The following is a 22,911-nucleotide window of genomic DNA, read 5'->3' on the forward strand; positions in this document are numbered from 1 at the left end:
GAAAGCCAGTCACTCCCCAAATACGGTTACGACCTACAAGTGTGGCTTATTGTTCCGGTTGGTCAAATCAAACGGATGCGGATTTCCTTGGCGCCTATACATGCCGTGCTGATAATCATCGACGGAGACAATCTTCCGGATAGGATGGCTCCTGTATATCAAGAAGATAAATAACTACCGGTTTTTCTTGTATTTTTCAGGCAAACCTCTACAATGCGCCAGGTCGGTACACCCGGTCTGTGTCGCCAACATCGCGGTATCACCCCTTCAGGAACACCTCGATCCAATAGCTAATCACAAGTTTTGCCTAGGCTGGCCCCACAAAGGGTAGGCATTCAGGAGCATTTATTCGTATGTCGTTTGATTCACTCGGCCTTTCCGCCGAACTACTCCGTGCTGTCTCAGAACAGGGTTACACGGAACCGACGCCTGTACAGCGTCAAGCCATCCCCGTTGTATTAGAGGGAAAAGATATTCTTGCCGGTGCCCAGACGGGGACCGGAAAAACAGCCGGTTTTACCCTGCCGTTGTTGCAGTTGCTGAGCCAGCACTGCCAAGGGAAGGGGCGTCGCCCCATTCGCGCCCTGGTACTGACACCCACCCGCGAACTGGCTGCCCAGGTCGCTGAGAGTGTGGAGACCTACGGCAGGCATTTGCCGCTGAAATCCACGGTGGTATTCGGAGGGGTCAAGATCAATCCCCAGATTGAAAAGCTGCGCCACGGCGTAGACATCCTGGTGGCGACGCCGGGACGCCTGCTCGATCATGCCCAACAAAAGACCCTGGATCTCTCGCATGTGGAGATTCTGGTGTTGGATGAGGCGGATCGCATGCTGGATATGGGATTCATCCACGATATCCGCAAAGTGCTGGCGATGTTGCCGGCCAACCGGCAGAACCTGTTGTTCTCCGCTACCTATTCCAATGAGATCAAGACCCTTGCCGATAAACTGCTGAACGCGCCGGTGCTGATTGAAGTCGCACGGAGAAATACTGCCGCGGAAACGGTCGAGCAACGGGTCTACCCGGTGGACCGTGAGCGTAAGCGGGAGTTGTTGTCATTCCTGATCGGTTCGCGCAACTGGCGACAGGTGCTGGTCTTTACCCGTACCAAGCATGGTGCCAACCGGTTAGCACAACAGCTGGAAAAGGATGGCCTGAGCGCCGCGGCGATCCACGGCAACAAGAGTCAAGGAGCCCGTACCCGTGCCCTGGCCGGTTTTAAACAGGGCGATATACGTGTCTTGGTGGCGACCGATATCGCCGCCCGCGGTTTGGATATCGATCAACTACCCCATGTCGTCAACTTTGAGTTACCTAACGTGCCGGAAGATTACGTACACCGTATCGGTCGTACCGGCCGCGCCGGGAACGAGGGCGAAGCAATTTCGCTGGTCTGTGTCGATGAGCACCGTTTGCTGCGGGATATTGAGCGGGTGTTGAATCGCGATCTGCCGCGTGAAGTGCTGTCGGGCTATGAGCCGGATCCCAGCATCAAGGCGGAGCCGATCAAAAACGGTCGCAACGGTGCCGATCGGAACCGCGGCAGGCAGTCTGCTCCGCGTTCGCGCAATGGTGGTGGTCAGAAAACGCCGCCGAATCAAGAGAAGCGAGCCCGTCGTGAGCGCGTCGAACCGGCTGCCTCGAAGAGTGGTGATCAAGCCGCCAGGGTCAAAGCCAACCGGCCCCAACGACCGGCAGCAGCCAGAAATCAGTCGTCTCCCTCGACACCGAACGGCAATCGGCGCTCATCACAGAGCCGCCGTCAGCGCGCCTCCCTCCTGGGCGGCTAAGTTAGCATCAGCCTGTCTTGCTGGGCATCAGGCGTTGTTACCGACCCTGATGCTCAGCGGCCAGCTCACCGGCCGTTGCCGGGTGGGGTCTCCCCATTGTCGCAATAGGTTGGGGTAGATCCGCTCAACCGGGTTTTCACCCGTCTCCTGAATCATCCGCTGTACCGCCGACCAAGTGCCCAGATAACCAGCCAGGCGGGGTAGATCCCATTGGGCGGTCATCGAAAATGGGGGGATGGACGCGACGGCTTCGAAGGGGAAGGGGAGATCAGCATAACCCCGTTCAACCCGAGTCCGCTCAGCCGGCCAAAAGCCATGCAGAACATGTTGGTATAGATCGTCAATAATCGGATCGATCTGCGGATCGATGCGTAGCAGATTGTAGCTCCATACCGCGATGATCCCGTCGGGTTTGAGTACCCGTTTCACCTCGCTAAAAAACGCCGCCAGATTGAACCAGTGCAGCGCCTGGGCCACCGTAACCAGATCGATGGAGGCGTTAGCCAGACCACTTTGCTCCGCTGCCGCCACCCGATAATCGATGCGCTCGTGGCGTGCCGCTGCCGCAATTTGGCTATCGCTGGCATCGGTGGCGATGACCCGGTTAAACCTTTCAGCCAATTGCAGGGCTGCCTGGCCGCTGCCGGTGGCACAATCCCACGCGGTCTCTCGGGACCGGCATGAACGGGCGAGAAATTCGAACAATGCGGCCGGGTAGCCCGGTCGGTATTGCGAGTAGGCGGTAGAATCGTTGGAAAAGTGATCCTTGAAGTGATGATGCATGCTGAATACCACGCTGTCTGGTTGCCGGATTCGGCTGGGAAATGGTCTCCGAATATGGGAAAATCGGCGCTTCTTGAGCTATCGCCAGCGGTCTGCATCGATCGGCCAACCCTAAATTCGAGCATTCGGGTACATGAAACTAAAAGTCGCCATCAATGGTTATGGACGTATTGGCCGTTGCATCCTGCGTGCGTTATATGAATCGCCCCATTTCCGCAGCCATATAGATATTGTTGCCATCAATGAGTTGGCCGATCTCAATGTGGTGACCCACCTGACCAAATACGATACCACGCATGGACGATTCCCTGGAACCGTGGAACGGGATGAAAGCCATCTGCTGATTGACGGTGACCCGATCGCTCTGCTCTCGGAAGCCGACCCGGAGGCCTTGCCCTGGCGTGCCCTGGGAGTGGATTTGGTGCTGGAGTGTAGCGGCGTATTCAAGACCCGTCAGGATGCCGAGCGCCATATCCGTGCCGGTGCTGCGAAAGTACTGTTTTCCCATCCGGCGGAACAGGACGTGGACGCCACCATCGTTTACGGTGTGAATGATCATCTACTGAAACCGACGGATACCATCGTCTCCAATGCCTCGTGTACGACCAATGCGATTATTCCGGTGTTGCATGCCTTGCAAGAGAGTTTTGGTATCGAGTGCGCGTTGATCACCACGATTCACTCCGCCATGCATGATCAACCGGTGATCGATGCCTACGATACGGATCTGCGTAAGACTCGTTCCGCACTGCAGTCGATTATTCCTGTCGAGACGGGATTAGCGAAAGGCGTGGTGAGGATTTTGCCTGAATTGAAGAATCGTGTGCATGCCCAGGCGATACGTGTCCCCACGATTAACGTTTCGATGATGGACCTGTCGGTGGAGCTGGAAACGCCGGCCACGCGTGCAGATTTGAACAGTGTGCTCAAAGCACTTAGTGAAAAACAGGCGGGACGGCTGTTTGGCTATATCGAAGAGCTGTTGGTCTCCTGCGACTTTAACCATGATTCCCGCTCATCCATTGTGGACAGCAATCAGACCCAAGTCTGCAATCACCATTTTGCCAAGGTGGTGACCTGGTTCGACAATGAGTGGGGATTTGCCAATCGCATGCTGGACACGACCCTCGCCATGGCACCGTCCAGAGTGGATCACGTACGTTTGAACGTTTAATCCTACGGAATAGCAGATGACTCAACAGCGCACGATATATTACGTCTCGGAAAGCACCGGCATTACAGCGGAAACGCTGGGGCACAGTTTGATCTCCCAGTTTGAGCAGACGATTGAGTTCAAAACGGTCTATATGCCGTTCGTGAATACGGTGGAGAAGGCGAAAAAGCTGACCAAGCAGTTCGACATGGTGACGAAGAAGGACGGTGCGCGTCCCATTGTGTTTGCCACCATGGTGGAGTATGAAATTCGCGTCATTCTAAAACGTTCCAACTGCCTCTATATCGAGTTGTTCGATACCTTCATCGCACCGTTAAGCAGGGAACTCGGGGTCAATCCCTCCGGCAAAACCGGTCTGAGTCACGGCATGCTCAACGGTGACAGTTACGAAGACCGGATGGATATTATCAACTTCGCCATGGTGAACGACGATGGGGCACGACTGGACAAATACGATCAGGCGGATGTGATCCTGATCGGGGTTTCCCGCTCCGGCAAGACTCCCACCTGCCTCTACCTGGCGATGCATTTCGGTATCAAGGCGGCCAACTATCCCCTGACGCCGGATGATTTTGAGCAGAACAGAATCCCGGATAACCTGCTTAAACACAAAGATAAACTGGTGGCGTTGACCATTGACCCGCCACGCCTCAATCGTATCAGGGAAGAGCGGCGGCCGGGGAGCGAGTATGCTTCGTTAAAACGGTGTGCCTCGGAAGTCAAGCAGGCGTTGACCATGTTTAAGAAACACAATGTTTGGGTGCTCGATACTACCACCCACTCGATCGAGGAGGTTTCGTCGCGAATTGCCAAGGCGATACGCTCGCGCTGAACATGGGCAAATACCGCCATCTTTGTACGGCAGTTTCGTTGCTACAGTTTTTTTGCGAGTGAACCTGGGTTAGTCGCTGCGCTACTGTGCCAGATGGTCATTGATGAAAATCCCTGAAAGGCTTTAAAAAAACCACTACACTCAGCCTTAGTGCAGCTGGTTTGGCGGTTTCGTTACAGGTTGCGATGGGTTGGGGTAGTAAATAAAAAATTCTTTGGCATTCCATAAGATTTCCCGCTTGTATGCCGTACTTTTAAAAAACATAATGGTCTGTTTTTATTAATAAATTAGCCCTTTTTGTGGGTTTTTTCTGAAAGCTGAATAATATGAAGATTGGGGTTCCGAGAGAAACGCTGCGCGGGGAGAAGCGGGTCGCTTCCACGCCTGATGTAGTTAAAAAACTAGTTGCCAAGGGTTTTTCCGTGTTGCTTGAAAAAGGCGCCGGAGAAGGTGCCCACTTTACCGATGCGGAATACGAGCAGGTGGGTGCCACCCTGGTCGAACGGGCCGCTGCACTGGCGGCCGATATTGTGTTGAAAGTGCGAAAGCCGAGTCTGGATGAAATCGCCATGATGGCAGAAGGCGCGGTCTTGGTCGGCTTTATCGAGACCTGTGAAGATGACGGCACCTTAGCTGCCCTGTTTGAAAAAAATATCCGGCCTATCGCGCTGGAGCGGGTACCGCGTATCTCCCGAGCTCAGTCGATGGATGCGCTCTCTTCCCAGAGCAATATTTCCGGCTATCGTGCCGTGATTGAGGCGGCTAGCTGCTTTGGGCGCTTTTTCCCGCTAATGATGACCTCCGCCGGATCCGCCAAACCGGCGCGGGTGGTGGTATTGGGAGTGGGCGTGGCCGGTTTGCAGGCGATTGCGACGGCGCGTCGCCTGGGTGCCGATGTGTACGCCTACGATGTTCGTCCCGAAACACGGGAGCAGATCCTTTCATTGGGCGCCAAGCCGATCGACCTGGATATCGGTGAGAGTGGTTCCGGTGAAGGCGGCTACGCCAAAGAGCTTTCGGATGAGGCGAAGGCGAAACAGCAGCAACTGCTGGCCGATGAATTAAGCAAGGCGCATATTCTGATCACCACGGCACTGATCCCTTGTCGTCCTGCCCCCGTTCTGGTGACGGAAGAGGTGGTGAAACGGATGCGTGAGGGGTCGGTGATCGTCGACCTGGCTGCCGAAACCGGTGGTAATTGTCCGCTGACGGAGAAAGACCAGGTCGTTACCAAGGAAGGGGTGATCCTGGTGGGCCACACCAACTATCCATCCATGATGCCGTCTGACGCCAGCGCCTTCTACGCCAAAAATATCGCCAATCTGCTCGATATTATGGTCAAGGTGGAAGCGGGTACGCCGGTACTGAATGATTTCGAACAGGACGAAATTACCCAGGCGGCCTGGGTCAGGCCTGAATCCGCTTAGTGGATAATTTGTCATTGGGATATCAAACCCTGAGTGAGCCGTGCAGTCGATCCGTGTCACAGACGCAATGGGCGGAATACGGTTTGGCGGCGCTGCCCGCTCGGGTGACGAGATTGAATTTTACAGGAGGGCAGTTAGATGCCTGATACATTGGTAGCACTCTACGTCTTTGTGCTTGCGTGCTTTATTGGATATTACGTTATCTGGGGCGTAACCCCGTCTCTGCATACACCCCTGGTGGCACTGACCAATGCCATCTCCGGCATCATTATTGTGGGAGCGCTTCTGGTCACCGGTCTTGAAGAGGCGGGCACCCTGGCGGAGATTATGGGTTTCTTTGCCGTACTGCTGGCCTCGATCAATGTGTTCGGTGGTTTTTTGGTGACCAATCGCATGCTTGCGATGTTCAAAAAGAAGAAATAAGGGAGCCCATTGACAATGCAGATTTCAGCCAATTACCAGGCCGTCGCGTATCTGGTCTCCGCCATTCTTTTTATCTTTGCCCTCAAGGGCCTGACACACCCGGCTACGGCGCGTCGTGGGAACTACTACGGTATGGCCGGCATGGCGCTGGCTGTTGTGGCCACACTGCTGGGTGCCGAGGTGCAGTCGTATGGGTTTATCGTTGCCGGTGTCGCGGCCGGTGCAGTGATCGGCGCCATCTTGGCATCGAAGGTAAAAATGACCGCCATGCCGCAACTGGTAGCCGCATTGCACAGTTTCGTCGGTATGGCGGCTGTGCTGGTCGCGATCGGGACCTATATCAATCGAGCGGCTGCCGGTACGCTTAACACAGTTTTGATGACCGAGCTGGCCGTGGGCATCGTGATCGGTGCCATCACCTTCAGTGGGTCGGTGATCGCTTTCGGCAAATTACAGGGCATCATCAGTGGCAAGCCGGTGGTCTTTAAGGGGCAACACTTGCTGAATGCCGTCCTGGGTTTGGTTATTGTGGCCTTCGGTGTGCACTTCGGTTTGACCGAGAGTGTGGCTTCGCTGGCGTTGATGACACTACTCTCTTTTGTGCTGGGTTTCACCCTGATCATCCCCATCGGCGGTGCCGATATGCCGGTGATTATTTCTATGCTCAACAGCTACTCCGGCTGGGCGGCGGCGGCCACCGGTTTTACCTTGCAGAACAACTTGCTGATTATCGTCGGCGCACTGGTTGGTTTCTCCGGCGCCATCCTCTCTTACATCATGTGCCGGGCGATGAACCGTTCCATTATCAATGTGGTATTCGGTGGGTTTGGCAGTGACTCTTCCGGCGGCGCATCCAGTGCAGCGGCGGTTGCAATAGAGAAGGGTGTCAAATCCGCTGCGGTTGAAGATGCCATCTACTGGATGGAAGATGCCAACAAAGTGATCATTATCCCCGGATATGGCATGGCGGTGGCCCAGGCCCAGCACGCCCTCAAGGAGTTCATGGAATTGTTGATCGAGCGCGGCGTCGAAGTGAAGTTTGCCATCCATCCTGTCGCCGGGCGTATGCCGGGACACATGAATGTGCTGCTGGCCGAGGCGGATATTCCCTACGATCATGTGTTGGAGATGGATGAGATCAATCCGGAGTTCCCCACCGCCGACGTGGCGTTGGTCGTAGGTGCCAATGATGTCACCAACCCGGCGGCCAAGACCGATCCCAGCAGCCCGATTCACGGTATGCCGATCCTCGATGTGTCCAAGGCAAAACAGATCTACGTCATCAAGCGTTCCATGAACCCCGGCTATGCCGGTGTCGATAACCTGCTCTATTACCAGGATAATTGCTCACTTATATTTGGTGATGCCAAGGCGGTGTGTGAGGGGTTGGCCGGTGCGCTCAAGGACGGGGGACACTGAAAACCCGTTTCAACCGAGAAGGTCGCAAAGCACTCAAAGTAAATCACGGGGCGTATTATCCCAACCTGTACACCGTTGGAGAAGGGCAGCCACGGGGGGCTGCCCCTACGTGTTGTTCTGTTTCGGTCATCTTGTGCCACCACGTTCGCGTGGGCACAGAAGACATACTCGTCCTACGACTGCTTGAAAAGGAACCGAGGGTAGGGGTAGGCCCCCGAGCCTTCACTCTCCGAAATCGCCACTACACAATTATCGGCTCATCCTGCAGATAGGGAATGGAGGGCAGCGGGTCCTCTTCGTGCATGGCGTCCTCCAGCAACTCCATCTCATCCCGGCCCAGACGGGCAATATGAAACAATGCCTCCCCCTGATAGGCGAGGGGCAGGGTGGTACGGCCGATAACAATGCCGCGCCAGGGTGAGATGACCTGGGCTTCCCGTTCACCAAATGGATCGCTGATATAACCGAGCACTTCATTCTTGTCCACGGTGGCACCGAGCGGTGCGATGGTGCGCAGGATACCGCTCTGTGAGGCGCGCACCCAGGCGCTGGTATGGGTGATTACGGATGCTTGCCGGGTACTGTGGCGACTGGACGCGGGCAACATTTTCAGATGACGCATGACCCGCACAATGCCGCGTAAGCCAATACGGATTGAGTGCTCATCGAAGCGTAGCGCTTCACCGCACTCATAAACCACCATGGGTACCCCCAGGTTGGCGCCGGATTGGCGTACCGAACCGTCCCGCAGGTCGGCATTGAGCGTGACCGGGGTGCGAAACGCTTCCGCCATGGCGGCGGCCACCGGATCATCCAGATTGGCTCGCACCTGGGGCATATTGGCCCGATCGATGGCGGCGGTGTGCAGATCGATACCGTGGGTACACTGGGCGACAATTTCGTTGAGGAACAGGTGGGCGACCCGGCCGGCCAGAGAACCCTTATCCGAGCCGGGGAAAGAGCGGTTCAGATCGCGCCGGTCCGGAAGGTAGCGGGAGCGGTGCAGGAAGCCGGGGACATTGACAATGGGTACCGCGATCAGGTCGCCACGCAGTTTTTTCAGCAACGGCAGACTAAGCAGGCGCCGGATGATCTCCACGCCATTGATTTCATCGCCATGAATGGCGGCGCAGACGAACAGCCTGGGACCGGCCCGACGACCGCGGATGACGTGTACCGGCATGGTCATCGGGGTATGGGTGTAGAGTTGGGCAATGGGCAGGTCGATCGTCAGATTCTGCCCGGGTAACACCTCGTTGCGGCCGATACGCAGTGGTGTGCTCATGGTTCATCCCTTGCCTCGGGTTTTTGTGCGGTTCGGGCGACCATTCTTTTCAATAAATTCGATGATGATGTTGGCGATATCTTTATTGGTGGCATGTTCGATACCCTCCAGGCCCGGTGAAGAGTTTACCTCCATGACCACAGGGCCATGATTGGAACGCAACAGATCCACGCCGCAGACATTCAGCCCCATGACCCGGGCGGCGCGTACCGCGGTTGAACGCTCTTCGGGGGTGATACGAACGAGTGAAGCGGAGCCGCCGCGATGCAGGTTCGAGCGAAACTCGCCTTCCCGTGCCTGGCGTTTCATCGATGCCACCACCTTGTCACCGATTACCAGGCAGCGCAGGTCGGAACCCTTTGATTCACCGATGAACTCCTGCACCATGATGTTGGCCTTGAGACCCATGAAGGCCTGGATCACGCTCTCCGCCGCCTTGTGGGTTTCCGCCAGTACCACACCAATACCCTGGGTACCTTCCAGCAGTTTGATCACCACCGGCGCACCGCCGACCTGCGTCATCAGGTCATTGATATCATCGGGCGAATGGGCAAAGCCGGTTACCGGCAGGCCGATTCCCTTGCGCGCCAGCAACTGTGCCGAGCGCAGTTTATCCCGGGCCCGGGTAATGGCAACCGATTCATTCAGTGGATAGACACCCATCATTTCAAATTGGCGTAGCACCGCCGTGCCATAAAAGGTGATCGAGGCGCCGATTCTAGGGATGACGGCATCGAAATCATCCAGGGTATCGCCCTTGTAATGGATCGAGGGGCGGTGCGAAGTGATGTTCATGTAGCAACGCAATGGGTCAACTACCCGCACCTGGTGTCCGCGCGCTTTGGCCGCTTCCACCAGTCGCGTAGTGGAGTAGAGCTTGGCATTGCGTGACAGTATGGCAATCTTCATTCGGTGATTTCCTGATTATTCTAATTGGGGTTGGGTTGGCCGGCCTGATAGGAGCGGGCGGCATCAACCAAAAAGTCCCCGCGTAAGGCCGTACGGCCCAGTAGCATGCGAAACAACATGGTATCGCGGTCGGTCAGTGTCAGTTCAATCCGTTTGCACTGTTCACCGATCAGCACTTCGGTTTCGATCACGAAGCGACTCTCCCTGTGACCGCCTGAATCAGTCACCATGCGTTGATCGAGCAGATCCGCCGTGCAGATGATTGCCGTCTCGCGATCCTTCTGGTGCGGGTGCACGCCGAAACGCACCCGGTCCCGGCCCCGTTCCCGATAGGGGTCGATAAAAAAGGCGTGTAATGCGGAGGTACGGGCGCCCGTGTCCACCTTGGCCTTGATCAGCGGGATACCCAATTCCGGCAGGGCGAGCCACTCTCTCCAGCCCAGGGTCAGCAGAGTATGCACAGATGTTGCCGGTTTTTCTTTGGTTGTTTGCATCTTCACCTATCTTAGCATCTGGCGTGTCCGGGCCCGAGAGAAAAATGTTTGGCGTTCACCGCTTATCCGTATCGGATGCGCTCGGCCCGGCATATTCTGCGCAACTGCTAAACTGTAGGGCAGCACCGATCGATTCTCCGGTATAACCTCTTGCTGCCTGTACGGCAGCCATTCAACAGCACCAGCGGGAGACTTAGGGTTATGAGTACCTCGTACACACAGGCAGCGACGCTGACTGTCGGGCAAACAGACTACACCATCTATCCATTCGACTCCCTGCAGGAAAAGTATGCCATCGAGCGGCTCCCTTATTCGTTGCGCATACTGCTGGAGAATTTGCTGCGGCATGGCGAAGAAATTTATGTGACGGATGACGATATCGAGTTTCTTGCCAACTGGAATCCAAAGGCTGAGCCCACCCAGGAGATCGCCTTCGTCCCCTCCCGGGTGTTGCTGCAGGATTTTACCGGGGTTCCGGCCATTGTCGATTTGGCGGCCATGCGGGATGCCATCGTTGAATTGGGCGGCTCCGCCTCGCGCATCAATCCGCTGTCACCGGTCGAACTGGTGATCGACCATTCAGTGATGGTGGATCATTACGGTACGGCGCAAGCACTCAATCAGAATACCGCCGTTGAGATTGAACGTAACCTGGAACGCTACAAGTTCCTCCGTTGGGGCCAGACCGCGTTCGAGAATTTTCGTGTGGTACCGCCCGGCACCGGTATTGTGCATCAGGTTAACCTGGAGTATCTGGCCCGTGGTGTGTTTACCCGAGAAGAGGCAGGCCAGCATCTGGCCTATCCGGATACCTTGGTCGGTACCGATTCCCACACCACCATGATCAACGGACTGGGCGTACTGGGCTGGGGTGTAGGCGGGATAGAGGCGGAGGCTGCCATGCTGGGCCAGCCGATCACCATGTTGGTGCCCCAGGTGGTCGGATTCCGTCTGCTTGGCAGGCTGGCCGAAGGGGCCACCGCCACCGATCTGGTGCTGACGATTACCGAACGGTTGCGCCAGCATGGCGTGGTCGGCAAGTTCGTGGAATTTTTCGGACCGGGTATGGAGAGCCTGAGCCTGGCCGATCGCGCGACTATTGCCAACATGGCGCCGGAGTATGGCGCTACCTGCGGTATCTTCCCGGTGGATAGGGAGACCTTGCGTTATCTCCGGCTGACGGGTCGGGATGAACATACGCTGCAGTTGGTGGAGGCGTACATGCGTCGACTTGGCTTATGGCACGATGCCAAGACGCCGCAAGCGGAATACAGCGCCCTGTTGACGCTGGATCTGACGACGGTAGTGCCCTCCATCGCCGGACCAAAACGGCCACAGGATCGTATCCCGTTAACCGAATCAAAAGAGGCCTTTACCCGGTTGCTGTCCACATACCGCCAACAACAGGTCGAGAGCGCGAGTGCCAGCGATTTTGATGAGGAGGGGGGGCATCCGCCGGATGAACCAGGAGCCATCGAAGTCAGCTATAAGGGGGAAGCTTTCAGCCTGGAGCATGGAGCCGTCGTCATCGCCGCCATTACCAGTTGTACCAATACCTCCAATCCGGCGGTACTGGTTGCTGCCGGTCTGTTGGCGCGTCGGGCGCGGCAGCTCGGTCTTAAGAGCAAACCCTGGGTCAAGACCAGTTTGGCACCTGGCTCAAAGGTGGTGACGGATTACCTGCAGCGCACCGGCCTGCTGGAAGATCTGGAAGCCCTCGGTTTTTATCTGGTGGGTTACGGCTGTACCACCTGTATCGGAAACTCCGGTCCGTTGGCCGATGAGATTAGCCGGGCGATTGCACGCGGCCATTTGCTGGTCACCTCGGTGCTCTCCGGCAACCGCAACTTCGAAGGACGCATTCATCAGGATGTGCGCGCCAATTATCTCGCCTCGCCACCCCTGGTGGTGGCCTATGCCCTGGCAGGCAATATGGGGATCGATCTCTATCACGATCCCATTGGGTTGGACAAGGAGGGCAAGCCGGTGACCCTGTCAGACCTCTGGCCGGACAACGGTGAAGTACAGCGGCTCATCGAATTGACCCTGGATGCCGAGATGTTCAAAAGCAAATACCGGGATGTCTACAGCGGCAACGAAACCTGGAACCAATTGCCGATCGAGGCAAGCGAGCGTTACGCCTGGCCCGATTCGACCTATGTGCGGCAACCCACATTCTTCCAGGATATCGCCAGCCAGGAGATCGGAGTCAAAGCGATAGAAGAAGCACGTTGTCTGGTCAAGGTGGGTGATTCCACCACGACCGATCATATCTCTCCGGCGGGTACCATCGCCATTGAAAGTCCGGCAGGACAATATCTGAAAGCGCATCAGATAGCGCCACAGGATTTCAACTCGTATGGATCACGGCGTGGCAATCATGAGGTGATGGTGCGCGGCACCTTTGCCAATATTCGCCTGAAAAATCAGCTGGCGCCGGGAACGGAAGGGAGTTGGACAACCCATTTTCCGTCACACAGCGTCGTCTCTATCTTTGACGCCGCCGAACACTATCGGGAGAGCGCGACGCCGCTGATCGTACTGGCCGGTAAGGAGTACGGTACCGGATCGTCCCGCGACTGGGCGGCAAAAGGGCCGGCACTGTTGGGGGTGCGGGCGGTAATTGCCGAGAGCTACGAGCGTATTCATCGTTCCAATCTGATCGGTATGGGGATTTTGCCGCTGCAGTTTTTGCCGGGTGAGTCGGCGCAGTCGTTGGGTTTGGATGGGAGCGAGTTCTACACCGTGCCCGCGATTACCCTCGGCCTGGAAACGGTAGATGTATCGGTTAAGAACGCGAAGGGTGAAACCACTTCGTTCCGGGCAACTATTCGTATCGATACACCTAACGAGTTTGCCTATTACAAAAACGGTGGAATCCTGCATTTTGTCTTGAGGCGGCTGGCGAAGAGACCGGAATAGCCGTCGATTTGGGACAGGACGCCAAGCCGTTGCCCGGCGTGGCGTTCTGTCGCCGTGCAGGGCGATCGCCGCAGAATATCTCTTTTCTCGGTAATAATTCAGTTGTTCAGCCGCCGGCAGATTCCATTTCAGGCCGGTATTCACCACGCCGTGCCGCACCGTTCAACTCGGCCCGTCGATAGAGTGCGGCCTGGGCCGCCATCACATTGCCCGGCTCGCCACGCCAGGCTTGTAACGCCGGTTGTTGCAAGGCCCGGCCGTAAGAGAAACTCAGCTCCCAAGGTTGTGGGGCGAGGCAGTTCATGGCATTGAGGTTGGCGGTCGCCTCTTCCGGCGTCTGACCACCGGAGAGGAAATTGATACTGGGCAGGGCGGCCGGTACGGTGCGCCGCAGGATCCTGACTGTTTGCTCGGCGACTACCGTTGGTACAGCCTTTTGCGGGTAGCTCTTTCCCGGCGTGATCATGCTCGGTTTCAACAGGGTGTGTTCCAGTATCACGTGATGCCGGTGTAGCGCATGGAATAGGGCGTGCAAAACCTGTTCGCTGACTGCCGCACAGTGTTCGATTGTGTGGTCACCGTCCATCAACACCTCCGGTTCAACGATGGGAACGATACCCTGCGCCTGGCAGATAGCGGCATACCGGGCCAGCATTTCGGCATTGGCATCGATGGCCAGTCGACTCGGTGTGGTGTCGGAGATGTGGTAAACGTTGCGCCACTTGGCGAAACGTGCGCCCTGGATTTGGTAAGCCTCCAGGCGCTGGGCCAGACCGTCCAGTCCCTGGGTGATTTCATCACCCGGTGACAGGGCTAAAGGTCCTTTGCTCTTGTCGACCTTGATACCGGGGACGATGCCTTGTCGTGTAGCCAGTTCCGGCAGTGCCGTGCCGTCACCGGTCCGCTGGCCGAGGGTCTCCTCAAACAGGATGATGCCGCTGATGAAATCACCGAGACGGGGGGTCTCCAGGATCAGGCTTCGATATATCCGACGGTGCTCTTCGGTGGAGGTTACGCCGATCGCGTCAAAGCGTTTGGCGATGGTCGGGTCACTCTCATCGGCGGCGAGAATGCCTTTGCCCTTCTGCACCAACAGTTCGATGGTTTCCTGAAGCTGATCCTGAGTATTCATCGTTCCCCACCCCTATCGTTGAGATTGGATCCATGCCTAACAAGTATAGACAGTGGTTGAGCCAGCTTCGGAGTGGTGTAGTGCCGCGTTGGGTCAGGCGTAGTCCACGGGCAGGGCGGTGGTGTATTTGATCTGTTCCATGGCGAAACTGGAGCTGACGTCCTGGATATCCACCTTCTCAATCAGGCGCTTGTAGAATCGGTCATAAGCGGGAATATCCGGCACCACTACCCGCATCAGGTAGTCGATGTCGCCGCTCATGCGGTAAAACTCCACCACTTCGGAAAAGGATGAGACGGTGCGGGCGAACTCATCCAGCCAGGCTGCGTTGTGGTGACGGGTTTTAATGGCGACAAATACATCGACTCCGAGGTTGATCCGGCTGCGATCCAGCAGGGCCACGCGTCGGCGGATGATGCCGCGCTTCTCCAGATTCTGGATACGCCGCCAACAAGGGGTGGTGCTGAGCCCGACCTGCTCGGCAATCTCGGCGGTGGAGAGGTTGCTGTCCTGTTGTAGAAGGTTCAGTATTCTCTTATCTGTTTTATCCATGATAAAAAATTGCTAAATAAGTGGTAATAATTAGGAAAGTATAATAATAGATGAGGCATTTTATAGTAAATAGGCAAATAACTACCCGGTCCGGCGGTGTAGCATACAGAGAAGAACAGAGCGGAAAGCAGGTCAACCATGAAACAGCTTAATCCAGAGTATTTACGCGGTCAGATCATCGGGGTGGATGAGCCGTTACAGACCCCCTTTGGAACCCGGCATATGGTTTATGCGGACTATACCGCGTCGGGCAGGGGGCTCTGGTTTGTCGAGGCGTATCTGCAACAGGTGCTACGGCTGTATGCCAACAGCCATACCGAGGATGACACCAGTGGCCGTACCACTACCCAGCTTTTGCACCAGGCCGAGCAGGTTATTAAGCAAGCGGTCAATGCCGGTCCCGATGGGCGCTTGATCGCCTGCGGCAGCGGCGCGACAGGCGCCATTGACCGTATGCAGCAACTGGTTGGCGTAAAATTGCCGGCGGCCAGCCGTCAGGCGTTGATGCAACTCTTGCAGGGTTTTGTCGGAGATGAGCGGCAAGCGGCTTTTAGCGATTACTGCCGGGATCATCAACCGGTGGTATTTGTCGGTCCCTATGAGCATCACTCCAACGAGGTCTCCTGGCGAGAGAGTCTGGCGACCGTGGTGGAGGTGAGGTTAAGTGAAGACGGGGGGATCGATCTGGCAGATCTGGAAAGATTGCTGAAACGGCAGAAATACCAGGGACGTCTGCGTATCGGATCCTTTTCTGCCGCCTCCAATGTGACCGGTATGAAGTCGCCGGTACATGACATTGCCGAGCTGCTGCATCGTCATGATGCCCTGGCCTTTTTCGATTATGCCGCCAGTGCGCCCTATGTAGAGATCGATATGAATCCGACCCCGGTTGCGGGGGCGGGTGATCGTTCTCTCGATGCCGTGTTTATCTCACCGCACAAATTTGTCGGGGGGCCCGGCGCCAGCGGCATTCTGGTGTTCAATCAGCGCTGTTACCACCCCGAACTGGCACCCAGCGTGGCGGGAGGGGGCACGGTCGACTACGTCGGGCCGGAGAGCCATGATTTCATCAAGGATATAGAGACCCGGGAGAATGCCGGAACGCCGGGGATTCTGCAGACGCTCAAAGCGGCTTTGGTGTTTCAGATCAAGGATGCAGTAGGACAGGCGGTGATCGATCATCGCGAGACGGACTATGTCCGCCGGGCGCTAGACCGTTGGTCCGGTCATCCGCAAATCGAAATCATGGGTAATCCCGATCCGTCACGGCGCATCGGTATCGTCTCATTCAATCTCAAGGGCCCCGGCGATCGCTACTACCATCCGCGCTTTATTACCACGCTGTTGGACGATCTGTTCGGTATCCAGAGTCGGGCGGGTTGCTCCTGTGCCGGTCCCTACGGGCACAAGCTGCTGGGTATCGACGATGCCAAGGCGCAGGAGTTCAGGGCGGTTATCGCCGAAGGGCACTGCGGTATCAAACCGGGCTGGTGCCGGATCGGTTTTCACTATCTGTTTGACGAGGCCGAGGTCAGTTATATCCTGGATGCGGTGGAGTTTGTGGCGGAGCAGGGATATCGCTTTCTGCCGTTATATCGATTCGATCCAGCCAGCGGCCTTTGGCGTCACCGACATCAGCCGCCAATGACGCTCGACTTTTCCCTGGAACAGGCGTTGGCAGCGCAGCCGGTTGCCACAGAACAGCCGGATGTACCGCAGCGACAGGCGCACTATGCGGCCAATCTGGTGGCGGCACAGCGTTATGCGGAGGAGTTGGGTGACACCTATCTTCATGATGTCACACTGGACGGCGAAGAGGGGGTGTTGCAATTTTTCCTACTCACCCGTGAGAGCTTGGAGGGGGAGGCTTAATGCCGCCATCCCGGGTGGGTTCATCGACTGAATATGAAGGCGGTGATGGGAAAGACCGCAGGTTGGGGTGACCCGTTCACCCCAACCTGCGTGCTTCCAACTTCAAACGCTAAACCTTGAACTGTCCCATGACATGTTTTAGTTCAGAGGCCAGATCCGACAGTTGTTTGCTGGTATGGGCGATTCGCTCTGAGTGGTCGGCCGTTTGCCCGGTCACATCGCTGATAGCGGTAATATTCCGGCTGATCTCTCCCGCCACCATGCTTTGCTGTTGGGCGGCGGTGGCGATATGCTCATTCATCTGACTGATGGTATTGATGGATTGGGTGATTTTACTCAGTGAATCACCGGCATGGGCGGCCTCGGCGACGCTGGTTTCCACTCGCTTCTGACTCTGGGACATCATATTGGCCGCGTTCTGGGACTGGCGCTGCAGCCCCTCGATCATGCCCTGGATCTCCTGCGTGGCTTGATGGGTGCGGGTCGCCAAGGTTCTCACTTCATCGGCTACCACGGCAAAGCCGCGTCCCTGTTCGCCGGCGCGAGCCGCTTCAATGGCCGCATTCAAGGCCAGCAGGTTGGTCTGTTCGGCAATATTGGTAATCACCTCCACCACCTTACCGATGCCGTCGCTGTCCGATTCTAACTGCCGGATGACTTCGAAAGCCTGATTGACATCCTTGGCCAGTGTGTTGATGCAGGCAATTGCGTTATTGACCACATTTCCACCATCTGCCGCCTCGGCATCCGCCTGATTGGCCGCTTCAGAAGCATTTCCCGCGCTATTTGCCACCTCATTGGAGTTGGCTTCCATCTCGGTCATGGCCGTGGCCACTTGCTGACTCTCCAGTTGCTGGCGCCGCACACCTTCGATACTTTGCTCGGTGATGTCAGTGAGGTGTACCGACTCTTCCGCCAGTTTCTGCGTGGAGGTGTTGACCCGCGTAATGATCGAGCCAAACTTCTCCATCATCAGGTTAATGGCCTGGGCCAGGCGGCCGAGTTCATCGTTGGATTTGATCTCGGCCCGCAGGCTCAGGTCGGACTGTTGCTCGATCTCCCGGACCACGTGGGTGACCTTCCGGAGTGGTGAAACCACCAGTTTTTTCAGGATGAAGCTGATAATCAGTAATCCACCGATCAGCAGTACCGAATTCAGGCCGATATTAACCCAGAGCTCTTTCAGTACGGTGTTGTCCAGCTTTTTCAGTGAATAGTCCACCCGGACCGCCCCCAATACGTCACCCTCCTGAACCGGATGGCAGAGCAGGCAGTTGGTGCCGCGATAATCTTTGGAGGCTCGCATGGGGATTACCACGGTCAATACCCGACCGGATTCACCCCGGTAGAGGGAATCAATCTTTTCTCCGGCCAGGGCACGTTTGTCCAAGTCGTCCTTGGCTTTATTTTGTTCGGTCCCAGGACCGAACAGTTTGATAATCTCTTCTCCGCGAATGATACGGGCATCCAGTACCTCTTCACGTGAGGTGACTTTTTTACGGGGGATCTCCTTGTTGGCCATGCCCCCTGTCAGCATCAGGGTGTTGACGTTGTCGAAGTAACTGTCGGCGAGGGTTTCTGTCTGATCCGTCACCAGGTGCTCGACCAGATTGCGCTGACTGTTGAACTGATAGAGAGCCGAGATTATCAGGATTAGGAGAAACAGCACGACCAGGGCGAGGTCAATTTTGGTGCTGATGGAGAGACCTCTGGCAGAGGCGTTACTGGCTGCTTTCATTTACAGATCCCCGGGTATGTCGAATGGTGTGCCGTATCCACTGAGCGAAATCGTTTGAGACATGATTTTTACCACACCTACGTCGACCTGCCGGCCCGATTCTTTAGCTCTTTTACATGAAATAGTTAAGGAAAATGATCTGGGTCAGTATCCTAGATGCGGAGATCCCTGAATGATCAAGCTGTGTTCAGTTTCGGCAAATCTGTAAAATGGCCCCTCTTTCGCCGAATGGGCCCTTGTGGTGAATATCGAATCAATACCTCCGCTTAAGGAATTGGATAGATGCCTGATACAGGATCGCCACCCTTTGCGCAAGCAGGTCCGTGCCTTGCAACGGGCGCTGCAAGCTGGAAAACCACTGGGAGATGGCTTAAATCTTCTCTTGGCGAGGATGGAGCGGTCGCGGCAAACGGTATGGCAGCGGGAGCAGCGTCTACCCACCCCCCGGTTTCCCGATGAACTGCCTATCAGTGAACGGCACGATGAGATTGCCGAACTGATTGGGCGGCATCAAGTTGTCATCCTCTGTGGTGAGACCGGGTCGGGAAAATCCACCCAGTTGCCGAAGATCTGTCTGGGACTGGGGCGGGGCGTGTATGGGCGGATCGGCCATACCCAGCCACGCCGAATTGCCGCCCGGGCGCTGGCTTCACGGGTTTCAGAGGAACTGGGCAGGGAGTTGGGTGACTCGGTTGGTTACAAGGTGCGGTTTCACGACAGGGTGGGGCCCCACAGTCATATCAAACTGATGACAGACGGGATTTTGCTGGCGGAGATTCAGCGGGACCGCTACCTGAACGAATATGACACTCTGATTATCGATGAGGCCCATGAGCGCAGCCTCAATATCGACTTTTTACTTGGTTATCTGAAGGAGTTGCTGCCGAAACGCCCTGATCTGAAGCTGATCATCACTTCGGCAACGATCGATCCTGAACGCTTTTCCAAGCATTTCTGGGATGCACCGATCATCAATGTCAGCGGCCGTACCTTTCCCGTTGAGTTGCGTTATCGTCCACCCCAGGAGGAGAGTGGCGGGGAGCGGGACGATGCTATCCAGCAGGCGATACTGTCGGCCGTGGATGAGCTGTCACGGATCGATCGGGGGGATATCCTGGTTTTTCTCAGTGGCGAGCGGGAAATTCGCGAGACCGCCGAGAACCTGCGCAAACACAAGTTGCCGATGACCGAAATCCTACCGCTCTATGCCCGGCTTGGGCCGGCTGAGCAGGCGCAGGTGTTCCGTCTCGGCGGTCGACGGCGCATCATCCTTGCCACCAATGTGGCGGAAACCTCATTAACCGTTCCCGGTATCCGTTATGTAATCGATGCGGGTTACGCCCGTATCAGCCGTTATAGCCACCGTAGCAAGGTGCAGCGCCTGCCGGTGGAGCGTATCTCCCAGGCCAGCGCGGATCAGCGCAAGGGGCGATGCGGACGGGTCGCTGCCGGTGTCTGTATCCGTCTCTATGAAGAGGAAGATTTTGCTGCTCGTCCCGAGTTTACCGAGCCGGAGATACAGCGTACCAATCTGGCTTCCGTCATCTTGCAGATGCAATTGCTCGGTTTTGGCGATATCGAGCAGTTCCCCTTTGTCGATAAACCTGACAGCCGGTTGATCAAGGATGGCTACCGGGTGCTGGAGGAGATTGGGGCGATGGATCCCGGGCGGCGCGTGACACCGGTCGGACGGTTGCTATCCCGGTTGCCGGTCGATCCGCGGGTGGGACGGATGCTGTTAGCCGCCACCGAAAACGACTGCCTGAATGAGCTACTGGTTATCGCCGCGGCTCTCAGCGTGCAAGACCCCCGGGAACGCCCCTTGGATAAGCAGCAGGTGGCGGACGAGGCGCATCGGGAGTTCCGCCATGAGGAGTCCGATTTTCTCAGTACACTGAATCTGTGGCGTCATCTGGAAGAGACGCAGCGCCATCTCTCTCGACGAAAGTTTCAGTCCCACTGCCGCAGTCGTTTCCTCTCTTGGACGCGGGTACAGGAGTGGCGTGATATCCACCATCAGCTGCGTGGCCAACTGCATGAGATGGGGTATCGGGAAAATGAAAAGACGGCGGACTACGAGGCGATTCACCGATCGCTGCTGACCGGCCTGTTGAGCCATATCGGTCTGCGCCAGGCGGGTAATAGCCGTGAATATCTGGGGGCTCGAAATGGCCGGTTTTTTATCTTTCCCGGCTCAGGTTTGTTTAAAAAACAACCCAAGTGGGTGGTGGCGGCAGAGCTGGTGGAGACCAGTAAACTCTATGCGCGCACGGTCGCCCAGATTCAACCTGAATGGGTGGAAGCGATAGCCGCGCATCTGATCAGGCAGAATTACTCTGAACCCCACTGGGAAAAAAAACGCGGACAGGTGGCGGCCTATACCCGAATTACCCTGTTTGGTCTGCCCATTGTCCCGCGACGCAAGATTAATTATGGGCCGATCAATCCGGTGGAGGCACGGGAGATCTTTATCCGTTCAGCGTTGGTGGACCAGGATTTCCATACTCGGGCACCGTTCTGGCGCCACAATCGGCAAGTGATCGATTCGATACACCTGCTGGAAGAGAAGACGCGGAGACGGGATCTGCTGGTGGATGAGCAGACCCTGTATGACTACTACGATAGCCGGGTGCCGGCGGATATCTACAGTGCCGCACAATTCGAAAAATGGCTGCGCCAGGTAAGCCGGGAACAACCCAAACTGTTACATATGCGGGTGGATGACCTGATGGCCAATAGTGCCGGCGATGTGGCGGATCAATATCCCGACACGTTGGAGATGAACGGACTGCGGTTGCCGTTGGCTTACCATTTCAATCCGGGCAGTCGGGCTGACGGCGTCAGCCTGAAAATACCTCAGGCCGTATTGAACCAGGTCCCTGAAGTGCGCACCGACTGGCTGGTGCCCGGCTTATTGCGGGAACGGATTATTGCGCTGTTAAAATCACTCCCTAAATCGCTACGTAAATCCTTCGTGCCGGTGCCTGATTATGCCGATGCCTGCCTCAAAGCGATGACCCCGTCGGATATTTCGCTTACCCGTCAACTTTCGGAGCACCTGCATAAACTGACCGGTGTGTATATTCCGGAAGATGCGTGGCAAGAGAGCGAGGTTGAGAATCATCTGAGGATGCATTTTCAGGTATTGGATGGTGCCGGTAAAACGGTTGCCGAAGGGCGTGATTTACCGGCATTGAAGAGAGCGCACGGCAGTCAGGGCGATTCACGTTTTCACGCCTCCAGCGAAACCGGTTTGGAGCGGGAAGCGGTAACGGAGTGGGATTTTGGCCCCTTGCCCAAAACGGTGGAACTGGAGCGGGGTGGGATTCGGCTACCCGGTTTTCCCGCACTGGTGGAGACGGACGGGGGCGTGTCGGTCAGGATTGTCGATTCCGAACAGCATGCCAGGGAAGCCCATCATCGCGGGTTGGTGCGCCTGTTGATGTTGAAGCTGGCGAAGGATATCCGCTATATCCGACGTAACATCCCGAAGTTACAGTCGATGCGTCTGCAATATGCCAAGGCGCCGCCCGCCCCCGGTGAAAAATCAGATAAACCGATCGACCTGGAACAGGAGTTGGTAGAGCTGATTGTGGCGTTGACTTTTATTACCGATCAACCGGAGGTTCGTGATGCCGAAACCTTTCATGGACGTATCGATGCCTGTAAAGCGCAGTTGATACCAACAGCCAATGAGGTGGCCCAGCTCATCGCAGAGATACTGGAACGGTACCAGCAAGTGTCGCAAAAGCTGGCGCGCTGCAGCCAAATCAACTGGATGGTTTCGCTGACCGATATACGGCAACAACTGGATCGCCTGATATTCAAAGGCTTTTTAAGCCAGACGCCGATGCAACAACTGCGACAGATCCCCCGCTATCTGGAGGCGATACGGCGTCGTTTGGAGAAGTTGAATCATGCTGCGGCACGGGATCAGCAATGGGTGCGAGAGATAGCGCCGCTGTATCAACGCTGGAGGGAACGGGATCAGCAAGATCGCCGCAATGGTCGTGTCGATGAGCGGTTGGAGGAGATTCGCTGGACACTGGAAGAGTTACGCGTATCGCTGTTTGCCCAGGAACTGAAGACCGCCTATCCGGTATCGGTGAAGCGGATTGAAAAACGTTGGAAAGCGCTGGGTTTATAATCCGTCCGG

At 56.3% G+C, this 22,911-nt stretch carries 16 protein-coding genes; 9 read left to right on the forward strand and 7 right to left on the reverse strand.

The genetic code is table 11. The annotated features are described in order from the left end of the window. Positions 1–353: 353 nt before the first annotated feature. The gene (gene rhlE / locus ACQY5R_RS08730) at positions 354–1,793 is read left to right on the forward strand and encodes an ATP-dependent RNA helicase RhlE (protein ID WP_428607073.1); all 1,440 of its coding nucleotides are present in this window, start codon (positions 354–356) and stop codon (positions 1,791–1,793) included. A 27-nt stretch (positions 1,794–1,820) separates the two neighbouring features. Here rhlE and ACQY5R_RS08735 read toward each other — a convergent pair whose 3' ends face one another. Beyond that, the gene (locus ACQY5R_RS08735; RefSeq protein WP_428607076.1) at positions 1,821–2,576 is read right to left on the reverse strand and encodes a class I SAM-dependent methyltransferase; all 756 of its coding nucleotides are present in this window, start codon (positions 2,574–2,576) and stop codon (positions 1,821–1,823) included. Positions 2,577–2,709: 133 nt separating this feature from the next. On the opposite strand from ACQY5R_RS08735, the gene gap reads away from it, so the two are divergent. The 5 genes from gap to ACQY5R_RS08760 all read left to right on the forward strand — a co-directional run bounded on the left by gap (position 2,710) and on the right by ACQY5R_RS08760 (position 7,851). Further along, a complete protein-coding gene (gap, locus tag ACQY5R_RS08740) occupies positions 2,710–3,750 on the forward strand; it encodes a type I glyceraldehyde-3-phosphate dehydrogenase (protein ID WP_428607078.1) in 1,041 nt (346 codons plus the stop codon). Between the two features lie 16 nt (positions 3,751–3,766). Continuing rightward, a complete protein-coding gene (gene ppsR / locus ACQY5R_RS08745; RefSeq protein ID WP_428607080.1) occupies positions 3,767–4,582 on the forward strand; it encodes a posphoenolpyruvate synthetase regulatory kinase/phosphorylase PpsR in 816 nt (271 codons plus the stop codon). A gap of 326 nt (positions 4,583–4,908) precedes the next feature. Continuing rightward, entirely contained in the window at positions 4,909–6,009 is a 1,101-nt protein-coding gene (locus tag ACQY5R_RS08750; protein WP_428607082.1) for a Re/Si-specific NAD(P)(+) transhydrogenase subunit alpha, read from the forward strand. Positions 6,010–6,147: 138 nt separating this feature from the next. Further along, positions 6,148–6,432 (forward strand): proton-translocating transhydrogenase family protein, encoded by a 285-nt coding sequence (locus tag ACQY5R_RS08755; RefSeq protein ID WP_428607084.1) that lies wholly within the window; start codon positions 6,148–6,150, stop codon positions 6,430–6,432. A gap of 15 nt (positions 6,433–6,447) precedes the next feature. Further along, positions 6,448–7,851, forward strand: coding sequence for an NAD(P)(+) transhydrogenase (Re/Si-specific) subunit beta (locus tag ACQY5R_RS08760; RefSeq protein ID WP_428607086.1), 1,404 nt, complete (start codon positions 6,448–6,450; stop codon positions 7,849–7,851). A gap of 241 nt (positions 7,852–8,092) precedes the next feature. On the opposite strand, the gene ACQY5R_RS08765 is transcribed toward ACQY5R_RS08760, so the two are convergent. The 3 genes from ACQY5R_RS08765 to ACQY5R_RS08775 are packed head-to-tail and all read right to left on the reverse strand — an operon-like array spanning position 8,093 to position 10,539. Next, complete coding sequence (locus ACQY5R_RS08765) at positions 8,093–9,136, reverse strand: succinylglutamate desuccinylase/aspartoacylase family protein (protein WP_428607089.1); 1,044 nt, start codon at positions 9,134–9,136, stop codon at positions 8,093–8,095. Positions 9,137–9,139: 3 nt separating this feature from the next. After that, positions 9,140–10,045, reverse strand: coding sequence for a 30S ribosomal protein S6--L-glutamate ligase (rimK, locus tag ACQY5R_RS08770; RefSeq protein ID WP_428607092.1), 906 nt, complete (start codon positions 10,043–10,045; stop codon positions 9,140–9,142). Between the two features lie 20 nt (positions 10,046–10,065). After that, complete coding sequence (locus ACQY5R_RS08775; protein ID WP_428607094.1) at positions 10,066–10,539, reverse strand: ATP-dependent zinc protease family protein; 474 nt, start codon at positions 10,537–10,539, stop codon at positions 10,066–10,068. 201 nt (positions 10,540–10,740) lie between these two features. Between ACQY5R_RS08775 and acnA the strand changes: the two genes are divergently transcribed. Then, positions 10,741–13,461 (forward strand): aconitate hydratase AcnA, encoded by a 2,721-nt coding sequence (acnA, locus tag ACQY5R_RS08780; RefSeq protein ID WP_428607096.1) that lies wholly within the window; start codon positions 10,741–10,743, stop codon positions 13,459–13,461. Between the two features lie 106 nt (positions 13,462–13,567). Here acnA and ACQY5R_RS08785 read toward each other — a convergent pair whose 3' ends face one another. Further along, the gene (locus tag ACQY5R_RS08785; RefSeq protein ID WP_428607098.1) at positions 13,568–14,593 is read right to left on the reverse strand and encodes a class I fructose-bisphosphate aldolase; all 1,026 of its coding nucleotides are present in this window, start codon (positions 14,591–14,593) and stop codon (positions 13,568–13,570) included. A gap of 93 nt (positions 14,594–14,686) precedes the next feature. Next, on the reverse strand, positions 14,687–15,145 hold the full coding sequence (locus ACQY5R_RS08790; RefSeq protein ID WP_428607100.1) for an Lrp/AsnC family transcriptional regulator: 459 nt from the start codon (positions 15,143–15,145) through the stop codon (positions 14,687–14,689). Positions 15,146–15,283: 138 nt separating this feature from the next. Here ACQY5R_RS08790 and ACQY5R_RS08795 point away from each other — a divergent pair, with 138 nt between their 5' ends. Then, positions 15,284–17,017, forward strand: a complete 1,734-nt coding sequence (locus ACQY5R_RS08795) for an aminotransferase class V-fold PLP-dependent enzyme (protein WP_428607102.1) — start codon at positions 15,284–15,286, stop codon at positions 17,015–17,017. Between the two features lie 109 nt (positions 17,018–17,126). Here ACQY5R_RS08795 and ACQY5R_RS08800 read toward each other — a convergent pair whose 3' ends face one another. Beyond that, the gene (locus tag ACQY5R_RS08800; RefSeq protein WP_428607104.1) at positions 17,127–18,755 is read right to left on the reverse strand and encodes a methyl-accepting chemotaxis protein; all 1,629 of its coding nucleotides are present in this window, start codon (positions 18,753–18,755) and stop codon (positions 17,127–17,129) included. A gap of 241 nt (positions 18,756–18,996) precedes the next feature. On the opposite strand from ACQY5R_RS08800, the gene hrpA reads away from it, so the two are divergent. Further along, positions 18,997–22,902 carry an ATP-dependent RNA helicase HrpA gene (gene hrpA / locus ACQY5R_RS08805; protein ID WP_428607106.1) on the forward strand — a complete coding sequence of 1,302 codons (3,906 nt, stop codon included), beginning with the start codon at positions 18,997–18,999 and terminating at the stop codon, positions 22,900–22,902. The last annotated feature ends 9 nt before the right edge of the window (positions 22,903–22,911 follow it).

Source organism: Sedimenticola sp. (assembly GCF_050289425.1).
Lineage (GTDB): Bacteria > Pseudomonadota > Gammaproteobacteria > Chromatiales > Chromatiaceae > Sedimenticola.